The organism is Candidatus Pelagibacter sp. HIMB1485 (assembly GCF_052048055.1).
Taxonomy (GTDB): domain Bacteria; phylum Pseudomonadota; class Alphaproteobacteria; order Pelagibacterales; family Pelagibacteraceae; genus Pelagibacter.
On record NZ_JBNAIN010000002.1, the window covers coordinates 793,995 to 812,154 of the forward strand.

Here is an 18,160-nt window from a genome sequence, read left to right on the forward strand (position 1 = left end):
ATGAGAGATCCTAACAACCCTTGTTTATTCTGCGATTCAAAAAAAAGTGGAATTGCTCATGAAAATGATCTTGCTTATGCAAGTTACGACTCTTATCCTGTTTCTGATCACCACTGTTTAATAATTCCTAAGCGTCATATTAAAGATTATTTTGACATGACAAATGATGAATTGATTGCTTGCAATGATCTTATCCAAATAGTTAAAAATGAAATTCTAAGTAAAGATACTAATGTTAAAGGATTTAATATTGGGACAAATGCTGGAAAAATTGCAGGTCAATCTATAATGCATTGCCATATACACTTGATACCAAGAAGAGAAGGTGATGTTGATAACCCCCAAGGCGGGGTAAGATCAGTAATTCCTAATAAACAACATTACAAACGTAAACCGTAAGTTGTTATTAATGACAAAATTGACCAATAGTTTTAGTTGAACTCTTTATTTAACTAGACTAGAAAATCTCAAACTAACTTTATAAATAATTAAAAATTATGTTATCTACAAATCCTTTTTCAATTTTAGCTGAAACAGTCTCACCTTTTGCAATGCAAAGCTTCATAATTGCTATGGTAATTTTGATTGCAGCAGGAACAATTATACAAATGATTGTTCACAAAAACGTTACTTATTTTTTTAATAATGCCAAAAAAGCTAAAGCTAACGCTGTTAAGGAATTGAGTTCAGGAGAAAGAGCTTCAATTATCGCAAAGACAACAGTTTATGATATCGGCACAACTGCAGAACTTGGATTTGGAAAAAGAAGACTTGCACATGTTCTTGGAATGTATGGAACAATATTATTTTGGGTTGCATCAGCAGTTTTAGTATTTTGCTACACAGGAGCCGATAAACCTACTTCATCTACTTGGTCAATGGTTTGGCATGTCGGAGCAATACTTACATGTGTTGGTGGTTATTGGTTTTGGTTTTTTTTAAGAGTAGATGTATCTGCGGAAGCGCATCCTTGGTACAGAATTATTAAAGCTGATTTATTTGTTTTAGCTTTATTAGCTTGTTCGACTTTTGGTTTATTGTGGTCTTACACACAATCTAATGGTCAAGCAGGATTATCTTATTTATTTTTGACTTTATTTGTCCTTTCAAATTTAGTTTTATTTGGAGGAGTTTATTGGTCTAAATTTGCACACATGTTTTATAAACCTGGTGCAGCAATCCAAAAAAATTTAGCAGAAGCAGATGGTTCACGAGACAACTTACCTCCTCCTGCTGACGCGCCTGAACAGTTTGGTTTAGGTATTAAAAGAGAACAACCTAAACACTATTAATATGATGAAATTAAAAAAGGAGAATAAATAATTATGTCAACTTTCGTATACATGACAAGATGTGATGGCTGTGGTCACTGTGTGGATATTTGTCCATCAGATATTATGCACATAGATGAAAATATCAGACGTGCAAAAAATATTGAACCTAACTTTTGTTGGGAATGTTATTCATGTGTAAAAGCATGCCCAAATCATGCAATTGATGTAAGAGGTTATGCTGATTTTGCTCCTATGGGTCATAGCGTTAGAGTTAGAAGAGAAGAAGAAAAAGGAACAATCTCATGGAAGATCAAATTTAGAAATGGAACAGAGAAAAACTTTGTTTCTCCAATTACTACAAAACCATGGGGTAAATTTATTCCAAAACTTGCTGAAGGTGACAAGCCAAACCAAGGTGAGATTAATTCACAAAGACTTTATACTGAGCCAGAAGGTTTAAATATTGATGGTGAATTACCATCAGTTCCAAAAGAGTCGTTTAAAAAAGGAGTTTACTACTAATGGCTAGACATAAAACACATTACGAGGATTGCGATATATTAGTTGTTGGTGGTGGTATGGCTGGAACAGGCGCTACGTTCGAAGCTAGACACTGGGGAAGAGATATGAAAATTGTTTGCGTAGAAAAAGCAAACATAGATAGAAGTGGAGCTGTTGCTCAAGGTCTTTATGCAATCAATTGTTACATGGGAATGCAATGGGGAGAAAATCAACCTGAAGACCATGTTAGATATGCAAGAAATGACTTAATGGGAATGGTTAGAGAAGATTTAGGTTACGACATGGCTAGACACGTAGACTCTACTGTTCACATGTTTGATGAATGGGGTCTTCCAATGATGAAAAATGAACAAACTGGAAGATATTTAAGAGAAGGTAAATGGCAGATCATGATCCATGGTGAAAGTTACAAACCTATTGTTGCTGAGGCGGCAAAAAAATCTGCTGACAAAATTTATAATAGAATAATGATCACTCATTTACTTATGGATGAGTCTCAAGATAATAGAATTGGTGGAGCTGTTGGCTTTAACATGAGAACAGGTGATTTTCATGTTTTTAGAGCAAAAGCTGTAATAGTTGCAGCTGGTGGTGCTTCTCATATCTTCAAACCAAGAGCTGTTGGAGAAGGAATGGGTAGAACCTGGTACGCTCCTTGGAGTAACGGATCAGCTTATGCTCTTCCTATTGCTGCTGGAGCTAAAATGACACAAATGGAAAATAGAATTGTGTTATGTAGATTTAAAGATGGTTATGGGCCTGTTGGAGCTTATTTCTTACACTTAAAAACATATACTCAGAATGCTAATGGGGAAAATTATGAGAAGAAATGGTATGATCAAACTAAAGAGTTAGTTGGCGAATATATTGATCATCACCCAACACCTACTTGTTTAAGAAATCATGCTTTCATTCAAGAAGTTGCTGCTGGTGGTGGACCAATTCATATGGTTACAACTGAAGCTTTCCAAGATCCACATTTAGAAACAGTTGGTTGGGAGAATTTCTTAGGAATGACTGTTGGTCAAGCTGTAGTATGGGCGTCTCAAAATATTGATCCTAAATACACAAATCCTGAATTAACAACTTCAGAACCTTATGTAATGGGTTCACACGCTACTTGTTCAGGAGCTTGGGTAAGCGGTCCTGAAGATTTATCTCCACCAGAATATTTCTGGGGTTATAACAGAATGCTTACAATTGATGGTTTATTTGGTGCTGGAGACACTGTGGGTGGAAGTGCTCATAAGTTTTCATCTGGATCTTTCACAGAAGGTAGATTAGCTGCTAAAGCTGCTGTTAAGTATATTGAAGATAAAAAAGCTGAAGGAGTTAAGGTTTCAGACAAACAATGTGAGGATTTCAAAGCAATGGTCTACAAACCACTTGAAAACTTCACTGTTGCACAAAACGAAATCACTGGTGGAACTGTCTCTCCTAGCTATATATCACCAATCCAAGGTCTACAAAGACTACAGAAGATTATGGATGAATATGTAGGTGGAATTACATCTAATTATATGACTAATGGCAATATGTTGAAAAGAGGCCTTGAATTACTTGAATGGCTTCAAGAAGATCTTGAGCATGTTGGTGCTGAGGATTATCACCAATTGATGAGAGCTTGGGAGTTGAAACATAGAGCTTTAACTTCTCAGTGTGTAACTGAACATACTTTATTTAGAGAAGAAACTAGATGGCCAGGATACTATTATAGAGGAGATCATATGAAACTTGATGATGATAATTGGCATTGTCTGACAGTTTCTAGAAGAGATCCAAAAACTGGTAAATTTAGTATGGAGAAGGTTCCGGTCTACCACATCGTGGATGAGAACGAGAAGAAAAAAGCTTCTTAAGATACTTTAATTAGAATTAGATAAGTTATGGATATTTTATCAAAAAAAGATGATGAAATATATGAGCTGGCTAAACCTATTTGGTTTAACTTGGTAAAATCATCAAACCTTAAAGATTATGGTGGATTTACTAGAGATTTTTCAACTCAGATGCTCTTTGGAGCCAATGAAGTAGAGCTTGGAAAACAATGGGCTAACAATAAGCTAATCACAAATCTTCATGAAACTTTCGAGCCCTTTGGGTGCCTTAGAAGAGGAGAACATATAACCGTTCTGATAAAACAGACCAATAAAGAAATTCCAGGAGAATTTTTGGGAAGGTTAGTTTTAGGTGTTGAGGATGAAATGGTTAAAGTTTTTGGCGCTACGATCTATTAGAAAAAAATTTATCTAATATTAAAATAATATTTGACAATTTGTTCTCTGGGTGTATTGACGCACTTAATGCAATTTTCTAACGTAAAAATTTTCAATAAACTAACAAGCTTAAAAATTTCTTTAGTAAAAACAGGTATATTTTTAAGTCTAGCTGCTTATTGGGGAGTTATTATAGTTGGAACTTTTATTACTTTTAACTAAGTTGTTTTTAGACAATTTATTTATTTAAATGGATGTATTTTTACCCATCGCGCAAGTTTTTGTTAATCCAATAGAAATACTTATATTAAGCGCAATCGTAGGTGTCCTCTCTGGATTGTTTGGAGTAGGTGGTGGTTTTTTAATGACACCTTTTTTAATTTTTTTAGGTATTCCTCCTGCATACGCAGTTGCAAATGAAGCAAATAATATCTTAGCTACATCAGTTTCTGGTTCAACAACACATTACTTAAAAAATACTCTAGATTACAAAATGGGTTTAATGATTGTCATTGGTGGCGCTATAGGTACCTCATTAGGAATTTTTACCTTTTCTTATTTTAAAGGTATCGGGAAGATAGATACCGTAATCTCTTTAGCTTACATGTATATTTTAGCAATCATTGGGTCTTTAATGTTAGTAGAGAGTTTAGGTGAAATAGATAAAGCTAAGAGAAACATTTTAGTTAAAAAAAAATTACATGTTCATTATTGGATCCATGGTCTTCCTTTAAGAATGAGATTTCCAAAATCAAAATTATATGAAAGTATTTTTACCCCAATAGTTATTGGTTTAGTAGTTGGTTTTATTGCTGCAATAATGGGAATAGGTGGAGCATTTATATTAGTGCCAGCAATGATTTATATAATTAAGATGCCAACTAAACTTGTTCCCGGGACATCGCTTTTTGTTACTATTTTCGTAAGTGTAATTGTTACTTTCCTGCATTCATTTAATTATGGCTCGATTGATTTACTTTTAGTATTTCTACTTGTTATTGGATCAATAATTGGTGTTCAAATTGGACAAAAACTTGGAGAAAAAATTGATAGCTCTGGATTAAGAGCATTGATGGCTATTTTGATTTTAGCAGTTGGTATTGCTATTGCTTATGATTCATTTTTTGCAGATCATGACACAAATTCAGCAACCACTTCTGTAATTCCTGATTTAAATTTTTTCTCACAATTTATTTTAGATTTTTCTAATGAGATGCCATTCTTTTATGGATTATTTTCAATTATGTTTGCAATATTTTTAGGTGTAGCAGCAGCTTTTATAAGAAGATTTTTTTCAAATTTTAAAAAACAAATGTTGATGAAATCTTAATTAAATAAGTAAAGATATAATTCAATAGTCCCTAAACAAACAATTCCAACAGTAGCCATTCCCACAAATCCAACTACAAAAGGTTTGTATCCCATATTTTTTATATCTCTTAAATTAGTAGACATACCAATTGCTGCCATTGCCATTGTTAGGAATATTTTTGATAAAGATTTAATGCTATCTATAGTGCCAAGCCAAATTTCACTATTGTTTGTAATAAAAATTTGATCACCAACATTTCGAACAATAATCATTGCAACAAATCCAAGTACAAAATAGGGAAAAATATCAATTATTGAGTATTTTTTTTCTTTAGTTTGGCCTCTGTTATAAAGATACGCAAACAAGGGTATCATAATAATTAAAAAAGTATTTCTGATTAGTTTAGTAACTGTTGCTACATTTAAAGTCTCTGGACTATTAAATTGCTGATCATAGATCAATCCAGCAGCTGCTACTTGTGCTGTTTCATGTATAGAAGTTCCTAAAAACAATCCGATTAGAAGTGGCTCACCATTAAAATAAAAATTTGCAAAGTATGGATAGATCAACATTGAGAGAATTCCAAATAAAGTGATGTTCGCAATTGCATAAGATATTTCATTTTTTTTGGCACCAATAACAGGAGCAGTTGCCATGATAGCTGTTGTTCCACATACTGTGCTTCCTATAGAAATTAGATAAGCCATATTTCTTGGAATTTTTAATTTGTTGATCAAAAGTTTAATGACGACCAATACACTTACGATACAAATTACTATTAAAGGAATAGCAATTGCACCAAATTCTAGAAACTCAAAAGGTTTTAATTGAATACCTAAGCAAATTATTCCAAGTTTTAATATATTTTTTTGAGTAAAATCCAAACCTTTTATGAAACTTTCTCTTATTTTAAAAACATTTCCGAAGAACATTCCTAAAAGGATTGCTATCATTGCAGTGGATATAGGACTTTTTTCATATCCTAGTAACTCTGTGCCTATAATATTATTAAAACCTTGCGATAGGGTGTAAAGAACAAACGCAAGTATAATACCAGGTAAAAGTACCAGGTACTTATTTTTAGCCATAAAATAGGATTTTTAATTAAGCACTTCTGTAAAGCTTAGTCATTACGAATTCTCTATGACCTAATGCTTCAGCACAAGTTAACCTTCCATTAGCTGTTCTAATAGTTGCTTTAATTAGTTCATCACCAGCTTGATCCAAATTCATTTCTCTAGAAAGTATTTTAGAAACATCACAGTCAATATGTTCTTTCATGCTGACTGCCGTTAATGGATTAGCTGTTAATTTAACAACTGGCTCAATTGGGTTTCCAATAATATTTCCTTGTCCTGTTGGGAATAAGTGAATATTGAAACCACCAGCAGCTTGTAATGTAACACATTCTGCTGCAGCTGAAGAAGTATCCATAAAATATAATCCTGGACCTTTTTGTGGTTCTTCAGCAGGTGTCAAAACATCTACGAATTGTCTTGATCCTATTTTTTGGAAATTTCCAAATGCTTTTTCTTCAATTGTAGTAAGTCCTCCGGCTATATTTCCCGCAGTAGGTTGACTTTCTGATAAATCATCTGTTGCTTCTTTTAAAATGAAATCATTGTATTCATTCCAAGTTTTTTTAAACTTCTCTTGTGCTTCTGGAGTTTTTCCTCTTTTTTCACAAACAGTTTCAGCACCTGTAAGTTCTGAAGTTTCACCAAAACATAAATGAACTCCTAATGGCTCTAATTTGTCCATTAAATTTCCAACTGTTGGATTAGATGCAAGACCTGAAGTAGTATCAGACTCTCCACATTTTACAGAAATCCAAAGATCACTTATTGGACATTCCTCTCTTTGTTTTTCAGAAGCCCACATTGAAAATTCTTGAGCTTTTTTTGAAGCCTTCATGATTGTTTCAATGTCACCAGCACCCTCAATACTAAAACCTTCAACAGGTTTTCCAGTTTTTGCTACTTCATCAACAATTCTTTTAGTCCATTTAGGCTCAATACCAATAATTATAGCAGCAGCAACATTAGGGTTTTTTGCTGTACCTATCATTGTTCTAAAATGTAACTCTAAATCAGCACCAAACTGTAATCTTCCATATGAGTGAGGTAACGCAATTGTGCCTTTAATATTGTTTGCGACAGCTTCTGCACAAGCATTTGAAATATCATCAACAGGCAAAATGATTACATGATTTCTTGTTCCAGCTCTGCCATTTTCTCTTTTATAACCTAAAAAACTTTTTGGGATTTCCATATTACTACCACTTCTTTGTTTTAACGTTGTGAACATGTACGTGTTCACCTTTTTTGATTGATTTGACTACTTTACCAATATCATGACCATATTTAATAATAGTGTCACCTTCATTTAAATCACTCATTGCAATTTTGTGTCCTAAAGGGATTTCATCTTCAGATTGAATGTTAACTGTCTTGTCATTTTCCATAATCCAGCAAGAGCAGTCTTGTTTTGGAGTGATTTTTTCAATAACAACTACTCCTACGTTGTCTTTTTCGTCGTGTATAATGATGTCTGTAGCCATAATGTTGTGTCGAATTGTTTGTTTGAAATTTAGAAAATCTTATATATTAATCGCGAAAATTGACAAACGAATTTTATAAATTCTTAATAATTATACTTTAGAGGGGTTCTAGTCTTATGACAAAAATGACAACAGAAGAAGCTTTTGTAAAAGTTTTACAAATGCATGGTATCGAGCACGCTTTTGGAATTATTGGCTCTGCTTTTATGCCAATATCAGATATTTTTCCTGATGCAGGAATTACTTTTTGGGATGTAGCCCATGAAACAAATGGTGGTTTAATTGCTGATGGTTACACAAGAGCTACAGGTAAAATGTCTATGGTCATTGCACAAAATGGACCAGGAATAACAGGATTAGTAACTCCAATTAAAACTGCATACTGGAACCACACACCTCTATTGTTGGTAACACCACAAGCTGCAAACAAAACTATGGGCCAAGGTGGATTTCAAGAAGTAGAACAAATGAACCTTTTTAAAGATATGGTTTGTTATCAAGAAGAAGTTAGAGATCCATCAAGAATGGCAGAAGTTCTTAATAGAGTAATTGAAAAAGCTATAAGAGGTTCAGCTCCAGCACAAATAAACGTTCCAAGAGATTATTGGTGCCAGGTTATTGATATTGATTTACCACCAATTGTAAGATTAGAAAGACAAGGTGGAGGTAACGACGCTGTTTCTAAAGCTGCTGATTTATTATCTAATGCAAAATTTCCAGTAATACTTTCAGGTGCTGGTGTTGTTATTGGTGGAGCTATTGATGCTACTAAAAATCTTGCTGAAAAATTAGATGCACCAGTATGTTCTGGTTATCAACATAACGATAGTTTTCCAGGAAGTCACCCACTAGCAGTAGGACCTTTAGGTTATAATGGTTCTAAAGCTGCAATGGAATTAATTTCAAAAGCTGATGTTGTTTTAGCACTAGGTACAAGATTAAATCCATTTTCAACTTTACCAGGATATGGAATTGATTATTGGCCAAAAAATGCAAACATCATTCAGGTAGATATTAATCCTGATAGAATTGGTTTAACTAAAAAAGTAACAGTTGGAATTAGTGGTGATGCAAAATTAGTTGCGGAGCAAATTTTAGCAAAACTATCTTCAAACGCTGGAGATACTGATAGACAAGCTAGAAAAGATTTAATTCACCAAACAAAATCTGCATGGTTGCAAAAACTTTCAAGTTTAGATCATGAAGATGATGATGAGGGAACAGTTTGGAATAAAGAGGCTAGAGAAAGAGATGCAGACAGAATGTCACCAAGACAAGCTTGGAGAGCAATTCAATCTGGTATGCCTGATGATGTAATTATTTCAAGTGATATTGGTAATAACTGCGCCATTGGTAATGCTTACCCAACTTTTGAAAAACCAAGAAAATATTTAGCCCCAGGTTTATTTGGACCTTGTGGTTATGGATTTCCATCTATACTAGGTGCAAAAATTGGTTGCCCTGATACTCCAGTAATTGGTTTTGCGGGAGATGGCGCTTTTGGAATTAGCATGAACGAAATGAGCTCATGTGCAAGAGAAGAATGGCCTGCAATTACAATGGTAATTTTTAGAAATTATCAATGGGGTGCAGAAAAAAGAAATACTACTCTTTGGTTTGATAATAATTTTGTTGGAACTGAGTTAGACCCTGAATTAAGTTACGCTAAAGTTGCTGATGCATGTGGTTTAAAAGGTGTAACCGTTAGAACTATGGAAGAAACAACAAATGCAATCAAGCAATCTTGTGAAGATCAAAAGAAAGGAATTACAACATTTATAGAAGTAATTCTAAACCAAGAACTTGGAGAACCATTTAGAAGAGATGCGATGAAGAAACCGGTAAGAGTTGCTGGTATCAACAAAGCAGATATGAAGAAACAACCTTCATTAAACTCTTAAAATCTTTTAAAAATTTATCAATTATCGTAAAGTCACTTCATGGAAGTGACTAACGATAATAGCTGTAGCTGGATTAATGACCTTAATCCAAGAACAAACATCAAGTCTCTTCTATCAAACGATGAGTGTGATTGGTTAATAATAGGAGCTGGTTACACAGGTCTGTCTGCTGCAAGAAAATTAGCTCAAATAAATTCAAATTTAAAAATTATACTAGCAGATGCCCAACTAGCAGGTGAGGGTGCTAGTGGAAGAAATTCTGGTTATTTGGTTGATACAACTTTGAACGATGGTTTTACATCAAATAAAGAACTACAAAACTACAAAAAGAAAGCTGATATTTATTCATTAGGAATAGATGTAGTAAAAAAATTTATTAAAGAACATCAAGTAGATTGTGATTGGAATGAATGTGGTAAATATTTTGCTTCATCAAAAATTGAAGATAAAAAAATTTTAGAAAATTTTTCAAATACATTATCTAAGTTAGGCTTTGAACACAGTTTATTAGGAAACAAAGAATTGTCTGAAAGATTAGGTACTAGTTTTTATAATATTGGACTTTACACAAAGGGTGGTATTCTACTACATCCAGGAAAATTAGTTAGAGCAATGGTTGATGCTCTACCTACCAATGTTATTTTGTATGAAAATTCTTGTTTATTAAATTGGACTAAAAATAAAGATTTCATTTTTTGTAGTTTCAAAAATGGAAAAATTAAAACAAAAAATATTATTTTTGCTACGAATGGTTTCTTGAAATCACTAAGGATAAAATCAAATTATAATTTTCCTATTACATTAACAGCGAGCATGACAAGAAGATTATCTGATGAAGAATTTAAATCTATTGGTGAACCAAAAGAATGGGGTGTACTACCTGTAAGGCCAATGGGCGCAACAATTAGAATGACAAGAGATAGAAGAATTTTGATAAGAAATACAGCAGAAGTTCACAATCCATTTGGTATGTCTAATTCCACTCTTAAAAAAAGATCTTTCAATCAAAAACTTGGAATACAAAAAAGATTTCCACAATTACCTAATGATATAATTAAATCATCTTGGTCTGGAATAGTATCAAGAACAAGGAACAGTTCTCAAATATTTGAAAAAATTGATAGTAATATTTTTGCTGCTGGTTGTTATAACGGTTCAGGTATTGGTGTAGGAACTTTATTTGGTGAACAAATTGCTCTTAAAGCGATTAATGAAAGCACTAGTGAAATAAAAACAATAGAAGCGAGGAATAAACCTACTTGGTTACCACCGCAACCATTTTTAAATTTAGGAATAAAAACTAGATTAGTTTATGAACGTTTGAGAGCTAAATCAGAAATTTAATTAATTCTAATTTTTTGATTTATCACAAGAACAGCACCAATGATTAAAATTGGAAGACCCATTATTAGATCATATTGCCATTCTAAATTTTCAAATATTGTTGAAATAATTAATGCTAAAACGGGCATTACAACACCAACATAACCAGCTCTTCCAGGTCCAACTTTTTCAAGTAACTTTAAATAAGATACAAAAGCAAATATTGAACCAAAAATTGAAAGATAAAGCAGTGAAGAGATGTAGCTAAAACTAGTTTCAAATAATAATTCAGCTCCTCTGAATTTTGTAATTATCAGTGTAACAATTGAACCATAAAACATAGCATATGCTATTGTTTGTATTGGAGGAAAATTATTATTTAAGTTTCTTTGGTGAACCATATTACCTGTTGATGCACTAAATGTTCCAATCAAAGCTAGAAACAATCCTATATGGGTTCCTTCGCTAAAACTAAAATTGAAAATTTCATCATTAAAAATTATCAAAATACCCAACATACCAATTGATGCTCCAATTAAAGTTTTTATAGAAGGCTTCTTTTTAAAATAGAAAGTTTCACCAATTATATTCATTATTACCACAGTTGAAAATACAATTGCTGGAAAAGCACTAATTAAATAAGTGTTAGACAAATAGAAGAAAACATAATTCACCGAATACAAGCAAATTCCAAAAAACAAAAACCAAAAATGCTGATTTATTGAAAATTGTAATTTTTCTTTTTTAATTATTAAAAAAATAAAAATTATAAATGAAGCTATTAAAAATCTATAAAATACAGATACCAGTGGATCAACATAGCCTAATTGAAATTTAATTAGATACCAGGTGGGTGACCAACAAAAAAGAGTTATTATAAAAAGAATAATATTATTCATGATTAGCTAATTTTTACACACGTATACTATGAATAAAATTATCCTTGTGATTATAATATTATGAAATAACTGCTCTTACAGATCCAAGTTTATCAATTTTTGCTGTATATGTTCCTTTTTTTATAATAGGCACAACCCCAACTGTGGATCCTGTAAAAACATAAAAATCTTTGTCTAAATTAATTTTATCTTTTTTAACTTTATTTAAAACAAATCTTAATGAATTTATTGGATTTACATAAACAGCATTTGTGTTTCCATCTACACTTTGCTTAGCTTTTTTATTTGAAATATTTGTTTTTAAATTACCTATGTTAATTTTTTTAAATTTTTTCTTTTGGCCAATCAAAAATTTAATATTACCCCCAAAGTCACTACTTAAATCTCCAAAAGAAGTAATACCTTTTCTTTTTTGCCTATATCCAACCACTTCGATACAGGGTGCCATGTGTGAAATATATTTAGTTACGTTACTATTTGTGAGCTTACCTTTTGAAGTGAAAAAAGTTTTTTTGATTAAATAACAAACTTCAAGTTCAATACCTAAAGCAAATTTATTTATTTTTACTATCTTTCCACTTTTTATTAAGTTTTTTTTGAAAACAGATGCAATAAATGGCTCTTTTTCTTTTAATTTTTTCATTAACGGAATGCCAGTTCCTCCAGCTTTAAAACCTATTGTTGGGTCTTTTATTTTGCTTTCACATAATTTTCTAAATTTGTCCGCCTCAGCAAGCCTTTTTGTAAATCTACTAGGTATAGGAGAGATAATTTTATTATTAAGAAAAGCATTAACTAATTTATCTGAAATTTTATCTTTAAGTGTTTTTGTCATAAGAATTTTTAATTTATTTTTTTGATGTTTGATTAATAACAAATATTCCTGAAGTTGTAATTATTATTGCACCTATAATAGTAAATAAATCTGGAACGTCATCATAGAAGAAAAATCCAAAAATTATTGCCCAAAAAATTAAAGTATAATGAAATGGTTGTATTATGCTAGCTCTTGCATTTTTAAGTGCTAATATTTGGAAGTATATACCTAATGAAAAAAATAAACCAATTGGCACAAAGAAATATAAAGAATTAAGATTTACAGGTTGCCAAAAATTAAATGCCATTATTGAGGTTATAACAATCCCAACTAAAGAAGAGTAGAACAAGGATACTTCAGGAGCATCAAATTCAGTTATTTTTTTTGTTGCGATTTGATAAAGACCCAGAAAAAAAGCTGCTAGTAACGGAATAAAAGAATTTACACTAAATACATCAGATGCAGGTCTAATAATTATCAAAACTCCAATAAAACCTATAAAGATTGCTATCCAAGTTTTGATTGATACTCTCTCATTTAAAATAAATACAGATAAGGCAACTATAATTATAGGTGCTAGTGCACCTATGCTATGAGCGTTCGCTAAAGACAGGTGTTTAAAAGATAAAACAAAAAAACCAGATTCTAAAATAGATAATAGACTTCTTATAATTTGAAGTTTTAAATTATTAGATCTATAAAAATTATTATTGTTAGCTCTTTTTGCTTCTATCAAGCCCAACAAAAGCACAAAAGTATATTTGATAAATAATAATTGAAATATAGAGTAATAAATAACAGCAGTTTTCTGAATTGCATCAAGGATTGAAAATGAAAAGTAAGCAATTATTGCAAAAATAATTCCTAGGGTTTCTCTTGATTTAAATTTCATTTTTTTTGTTTTAATTTTATCTCAAGTTGTTATTGATTAATTCAGACTGTCATGGATTTTGTATTACTATATTTTGTTATAGCAAGTTTTTTAATAGTGATAGTGCCTGGCCCCACTGTAAGTCTTATAATTGCTAATTCTTTAAGATCTGGTGTAAAAGCAGGATTATTAAACGTTTTTGGTACCCAAGTTGGCGTTTTAATTTTGTTATTTTTATTAGCACTTGGATTTGAGATAGTTTCTCCTTTTCTAGAAGTGATCATTAACTTTGTAAGAATTCTAGGTTCAATTTATTTAATTTCACTTGGAGTAATTACAATTAAGTCAGATATTGATTTAAACAAAACTCAAGTAACTAAATTTGAAAAAAAATATTTTCTCCAAGGATTAATAGTGATTTTAACTAATCCAAAAATATTTTTGTTCCTTGGTGCATTTATTCCTCAATTTATTAATATAAATGAACCCGTTAGCTATCAGATAATTTATTTTGGAATAATCTTTATAATTGTAGCTACAATATTTGATAGCTCATATGCATTTGTATTTGGCAAGTTTAGAGAATTCATAGCATCAAAATATTTAAAAGTTTTAAATAAAATTGGTGGATTTATATTAATTCTTGTTGGTATTTGGATGTTTTTTTATTAATTTTCCAAAACAGACATTGGGTCCAACCTAGTTTGAAACCAATTAATTCTAAAATCAAGATGAGGTCCAGTTGATCTACCTGTCGATCCGACGGTTCCAATAATATCTCCTTGATTAATTAAGTCTCCTACAGAAACTAAAACATTTTCTAAATGTGAATATATAGTTGATATACCATGACCGTGATCCATAATGACTGTACCACCGGTATAATATAAATCATCTTCAGCCATTGTAACTTTACCTGAGCCTGATGATTTAATCATTGTTCCTTGTTTCGCAGCTATATCAATTCCGTAATGTGGCCATCTAGGTTTACCGTTTAAAATTCTTTGACTCCCATAAACACCACTAATTATTCCTTCAACAGGCATTATAAATTTTTGCTTAAAAAACTGTAATTCAGAATTAATTGCTCTTGCTTCACCAATTGCATTATTTTCTTTTTTAATTCTTTTATAGACTGACTCGGGTGGGGTTACTTTGCTTTCTTCTAAGCCATCTATTCTTTGAATGTTGTATTTTCTTTTTAAAACTTTTTTGGTTATTGTAGATTTCTTACCGTCAAAGATTTTTGTAAAAGTAAGATCATATTTTTGATCTCTATCAATACCAAAAACGAAAAAACCATCCTTTGATACTCTTACTTCTTTTTTTCCAACAATTATCTTAGCACCAGGATTTGTTTTTCCTAAGATAAAATGACCTTGTAAGAATTTACCTTGAAATTCTATCGCGTTTGCAGTTGAAAAAAATAAGAAAAATATTAAAAAAAATCTATTTATTACTGAGCTGTCCATCCACCATCTATTATAATTGATGTTCCAGTTATCATTGAGGAAGCAGGTGAGGCTAAGAAACAAACTGTTGTCGCTACATCACTTTCAGTTGCTGCTTTTCCCATTGGAATATTTCCAAGTGCTAGTTTTTTAAATTTTTTATTTTTAAAGAAATTTTTAACCATTGGAGTTTCAACAAACGTAGGAGCTACTGTGTTAACTCTTATATTTCTTTTAGCTAACTCTACTCCCATACCTTTTGTTAAACCTTCAATCCCAAATTTAGTCATATTGTAAACATTTCTCCCACCCATACCAACATGACCTAATTGAGAAGACATATTGATAATAGAGCCGGGTCTCTTTTTATTTTTAAGCATTTTTTTAACTACTAGTTGAGCAACATTAAATGCAGCTTTTAGATTTAAATCTACCAAGTAATTCATGCTTTTTTGTTTAATTTTTTCAAAAGGTTCAGGAATATTAGTTCCAGCATTGTTTACTAACACATCAATAATTTTGATTTTTTCTAATTTTGCTTTTAGATCTTCATAATTCATTACATCACAAGGAACTTTGATTACTTTACCTTTAATTTTTTTAATATCTTTTTCTAATTTATTTAAATCAGATGGAGTTCTGCTTAATGCTATTACAGTTGCACCAGCTTCTGCGAGTGCAATAGAACAAGCTCTTCCAAGTCCTTTACCAGCACCAGTAACTAATGCGTACTTATTTTTAAGATTAATTTTTTGAAGATACATTAAAAGAATATTATTTTAATATCTGTATAAATCAACTCAACAGCTACTATTAATATTGCTAATAACCCAACCCATGCAATCCATTTGTATTTTTTTATCCATCCAGAAATTAATGTTGCAGCAGTTGCCATTAAAACAATCGATAGAACCAGTCCAAATACAAGTAATCCATAATGATCACCTGCAGCACCAGCAACACCCAAAACATTATCTAAACTCATTGTGAAATCAGCAAGTAAAACCGTCCAAATTGCTTTTAAAAAGCTTGAGTTATCTACTTTTATATCTTCCTCTGAATCTGATCCTTTGATTACATCAACATAAAGTTTGTAGACAATATAAAGAAGTAAAATTCCACCAATAAGTCTCAGTCCAGTAATTTGTAACAAATAAGCTGTTAGTAACGTTAATATTATACGTAATATTACTGCACCACCAATTCCCCAAAATATAACTTTCTTCCTTTGCTCAACAGGAAATTTTGAAGCTACCATTCCAATTATAATGGCATTGTCACCAGCTAGAACTAAATCAATAAAAATAATTTGTGTTAAAATAGCAATTTGTTCGGGAGTAAAAAATTCTGCAAACATTATTGTTGTAGTATCATGTCAGCACCTTTTTCTGCAATCATAATCGTAGGTGCGTTAGTATTTCCAGAAGTAATGTTAGGCATTATCGATGCATCAATAACTCGAAGATTTTCTATTCCTCTTACTTTTAATTTTTCATCAACTACTGACATCTCATCTTGACCCATTTTGCATGTACCAACAGGATGAAAAATTGTTTGTGCAAAATTTGATGCTTCTTTTACTAATTCCTCGTCATCATTAATATGAATACCTGGTCTATATTCCTCTGGTGTATATTTCTTAAAAGTTTCAGATTCCATTATAATTTTTCTTGTCAATTTTAATCCTTTGGCAGCAATCATTCTATCGTGATCAGTTGACAGGTAATTTTGTTTTATTTTTGCGTAAACGCGTGAATCTTTATCAATAATACTTACGTGACCTCTACTTGTGGGTCTTATATTAGAAACAGTTGGAGTGAATGCGTGAAAATCGTGATTTTTTGTAGCTCCCAATGTATCCATACTCATTGGTTGAACGTGCCATTGTAAATCTGGTAATTCTAAAGAAGGATCACTTTTTGCAAACATACAAAGCTGACTTGCTCCCATAGTCATTGGACCACTTCTTTTAAAAACATATTCTAATCCGATAAGTAAATTTCCAAACAAACTATTAATTTTTTTGTTAAGAGATTTTAAACCATTAATTTTATAAATAGGTCTTAACATTAGGTGATCGTGTAAATTTTCACCAACACCATTTAAATTATGAACCATATCAATTCCCAATTTTTTTAGTTTTTCTGGATTTCCAATTCCCGATACTTGCAATATTTGAGGAGAACCAATTGCACCTGAAGAAACTATAACTTCTCTATTTGCTCCAGCTGTTTTCAATTCATTATCTTGCCAATACTCAACTGATTTTGCCTTTTTATTTTCAAAGTTTATTTTTTTAACATGAGCGTGAGTAATAATTGTTAAATTTTTTCTATGCTTAACAGGATTTAGATAACCAACAGCAGTACTACATCTAAATCCATCTTTTTCTGTTACCTGAAAATAACCACAACCATGATTATCACCTGTATTAAAATCTTTCGTTTTTGGTACACCAAATTCCTCAGCAGCGTTTTGAAACTCATCTAAAAGAGGAAGATGTATTCTTTGATCTGAGACAGAGAGAGGTCCACCAACTCCATGATATTCACTTTTGCCTCTTTCTTGATTCTCTGCTTTTATAAAATAGGGAAGAACATCATCCCAACCCCAGCCAGTATTTCCAAGCTGTCTCCAAATATCATAATCTCTGTGTTGTCCTCGTATATATAAAAGTCCATTGATAGAAGAGCTTCCTCCTAAAGTTTTTCCACGGGGATAACGTATTGAAATATTATTCATGCTTTCATCTGGTTCTGTCCTGTAGCACCAGTCAGTATTAGGATTGTGCATCGTTTTAAAATAACCAACTGGAATATGGATCCATGGATAATTATCTTTACCTCCAGCCTCAATCAAAAGAACTTTGTGTGAAGAGTTTTCTGATAGCCTATTTGCTAAAACACAGCCTGCAGATCCAGCTCCTAGTATAATGAAATCAAAATTATTCATAAATTAGAACTCTTATAAATTAAAAAAATTATATTTCTAACAAATCTGTTAAAAATTTTAAA

General features: G+C 31.6%; 20 protein-coding genes. 10 read left to right on the forward strand and 10 right to left on the reverse strand.

The annotated features are described in order from the left end of the window. From ACTTA4_RS06605 to ACTTA4_RS06635, 7 genes are all read left to right on the forward strand, one after another. Positions 1-399 (forward strand): HIT family protein, encoded by a 399-nt coding sequence (locus ACTTA4_RS06605; RefSeq protein ID WP_440634038.1) that lies wholly within the window; start codon positions 1-3, stop codon positions 397-399. Positions 400-497: 98 nt separating this feature from the next. Next, the gene (locus ACTTA4_RS06610) at positions 498-1,292 is read left to right on the forward strand and encodes an adenylyl-sulfate reductase (protein ID WP_440634039.1); all 795 of its coding nucleotides are present in this window, start codon (positions 498-500) and stop codon (positions 1,290-1,292) included. Positions 1,293-1,325: 33 nt separating this feature from the next. Beyond that, entirely contained in the window at positions 1,326-1,796 is a 471-nt protein-coding gene (aprB, locus tag ACTTA4_RS06615) for an adenylyl-sulfate reductase subunit beta (protein WP_075506608.1), read from the forward strand. After that, positions 1,796-3,655 carry an adenylyl-sulfate reductase subunit alpha gene (gene aprA, locus ACTTA4_RS06620; RefSeq protein ID WP_262589350.1) on the forward strand — a complete coding sequence of 620 codons (1,860 nt, stop codon included), beginning with the start codon at positions 1,796-1,798 and terminating at the stop codon, positions 3,653-3,655. Before aprB ends, aprA begins: the two co-directional genes overlap by 1 nt. Positions 3,656-3,682: 27 nt before the next feature. Next, entirely contained in the window at positions 3,683-4,033 is a 351-nt protein-coding gene (locus ACTTA4_RS06625) for a hypothetical protein (RefSeq protein ID WP_075506610.1), read from the forward strand. 66 nt (positions 4,034-4,099) lie between these two features. After that, positions 4,100-4,234, forward strand: coding sequence for a hypothetical protein (locus ACTTA4_RS06630; RefSeq protein ID WP_440634040.1), 135 nt, complete (start codon positions 4,100-4,102; stop codon positions 4,232-4,234). Between the two features lie 28 nt (positions 4,235-4,262). Beyond that, positions 4,263-5,342 (forward strand): TSUP family transporter, encoded by a 1,080-nt coding sequence (locus tag ACTTA4_RS06635; RefSeq protein WP_440634041.1) that lies wholly within the window; start codon positions 4,263-4,265, stop codon positions 5,340-5,342. On the opposite strand, the gene ACTTA4_RS06640 is transcribed toward ACTTA4_RS06635, so the two are convergent. The 3 genes from ACTTA4_RS06640 to ACTTA4_RS06650 are packed head-to-tail and all read right to left on the reverse strand — an operon-like array spanning position 5,339 to position 7,884. Continuing rightward, positions 5,339-6,412: a YeiH family protein gene (locus ACTTA4_RS06640; RefSeq protein ID WP_440634042.1), complete on the reverse strand. Its 1,074-nt coding sequence runs from the start codon at positions 6,410-6,412 to the stop codon at positions 5,339-5,341. The two genes, ACTTA4_RS06635 and ACTTA4_RS06640, sit on opposite strands and share 4 nt — an antisense overlap. Before the next feature lie 16 nt (positions 6,413-6,428). Continuing rightward, positions 6,429-7,595, reverse strand: a complete 1,167-nt coding sequence (locus ACTTA4_RS06645) for a UxaA family hydrolase (protein WP_075506613.1) — start codon at positions 7,593-7,595, stop codon at positions 6,429-6,431. Between the two features lie 4 nt (positions 7,596-7,599). Beyond that, positions 7,600-7,884, reverse strand: coding sequence for a UxaA family hydrolase (locus ACTTA4_RS06650; protein ID WP_075506614.1), 285 nt, complete (start codon positions 7,882-7,884; stop codon positions 7,600-7,602). A gap of 116 nt (positions 7,885-8,000) precedes the next feature. Here ACTTA4_RS06650 and xsc point away from each other — a divergent pair, with 116 nt between their 5' ends. Both xsc and ACTTA4_RS06660 read left to right on the forward strand, forming a co-directional pair. Further along, positions 8,001-9,785, forward strand: a complete 1,785-nt coding sequence (xsc, locus tag ACTTA4_RS06655; RefSeq protein ID WP_262589343.1) for a sulfoacetaldehyde acetyltransferase — start codon at positions 8,001-8,003, stop codon at positions 9,783-9,785. Positions 9,786-9,824: 39 nt separating this feature from the next. Next, positions 9,825-11,129, forward strand: a complete 1,305-nt coding sequence (locus ACTTA4_RS06660) for an NAD(P)/FAD-dependent oxidoreductase (RefSeq protein WP_440634043.1) — start codon at positions 9,825-9,827, stop codon at positions 11,127-11,129. Here ACTTA4_RS06660 and ACTTA4_RS06665 read toward each other — a convergent pair. From ACTTA4_RS06665 to ACTTA4_RS06675, 3 genes are read right to left on the reverse strand one after another with little or no spacing between them, the layout of a single operon-like run. Beyond that, positions 11,126-12,007, reverse strand: coding sequence for a DMT family transporter (locus ACTTA4_RS06665; protein WP_440634044.1), 882 nt, complete (start codon positions 12,005-12,007; stop codon positions 11,126-11,128). The two genes, ACTTA4_RS06660 and ACTTA4_RS06665, sit on opposite strands and share 4 nt — an antisense overlap. Before the next feature lie 58 nt (positions 12,008-12,065). Beyond that, positions 12,066-12,842, reverse strand: a complete 777-nt coding sequence (locus tag ACTTA4_RS06670; protein WP_440634045.1) for a fumarylacetoacetate hydrolase — start codon at positions 12,840-12,842, stop codon at positions 12,066-12,068. Between the two features lie 13 nt (positions 12,843-12,855). Further along, a complete protein-coding gene (locus ACTTA4_RS06675; protein ID WP_440634046.1) occupies positions 12,856-13,716 on the reverse strand; it encodes a DMT family transporter in 861 nt (286 codons plus the stop codon). Between the two features lie 51 nt (positions 13,717-13,767). On the opposite strand from ACTTA4_RS06675, the gene ACTTA4_RS06680 reads away from it, so the two are divergent. Further along, positions 13,768-14,367 (forward strand): LysE family translocator, encoded by a 600-nt coding sequence (locus ACTTA4_RS06680; protein ID WP_440634047.1) that lies wholly within the window; start codon positions 13,768-13,770, stop codon positions 14,365-14,367. Here the strand turns inward: ACTTA4_RS06680 and ACTTA4_RS06685 are convergent. The 4 genes from ACTTA4_RS06685 to ACTTA4_RS06700 are packed head-to-tail and all read right to left on the reverse strand — an operon-like array spanning position 14,364 to position 18,098. Beyond that, positions 14,364-15,167, reverse strand: coding sequence for a M23 family metallopeptidase (locus ACTTA4_RS06685; RefSeq protein ID WP_440634048.1), 804 nt, complete (start codon positions 15,165-15,167; stop codon positions 14,364-14,366). The two genes, ACTTA4_RS06680 and ACTTA4_RS06685, sit on opposite strands and share 4 nt — an antisense overlap. Continuing rightward, positions 15,152-15,910: an SDR family NAD(P)-dependent oxidoreductase gene (locus tag ACTTA4_RS06690; protein WP_440614478.1), complete on the reverse strand. Its 759-nt coding sequence runs from the start codon at positions 15,908-15,910 to the stop codon at positions 15,152-15,154. The genes ACTTA4_RS06685 and ACTTA4_RS06690 overlap by 16 nt, the downstream gene beginning before the upstream one ends. Further along, positions 15,910-16,503 (reverse strand): TerC family protein, encoded by a 594-nt coding sequence (locus ACTTA4_RS06695; RefSeq protein WP_075506621.1) that lies wholly within the window; start codon positions 16,501-16,503, stop codon positions 15,910-15,912. The genes ACTTA4_RS06690 and ACTTA4_RS06695 overlap by 1 nt, the downstream gene beginning before the upstream one ends. Further along, positions 16,503-18,098, reverse strand: coding sequence for a GMC family oxidoreductase (locus ACTTA4_RS06700; protein WP_440634049.1), 1,596 nt, complete (start codon positions 18,096-18,098; stop codon positions 16,503-16,505). Before ACTTA4_RS06700 ends, ACTTA4_RS06695 begins: the two co-directional genes overlap by 1 nt. Positions 18,099-18,160 lie beyond the last annotated feature (62 nt).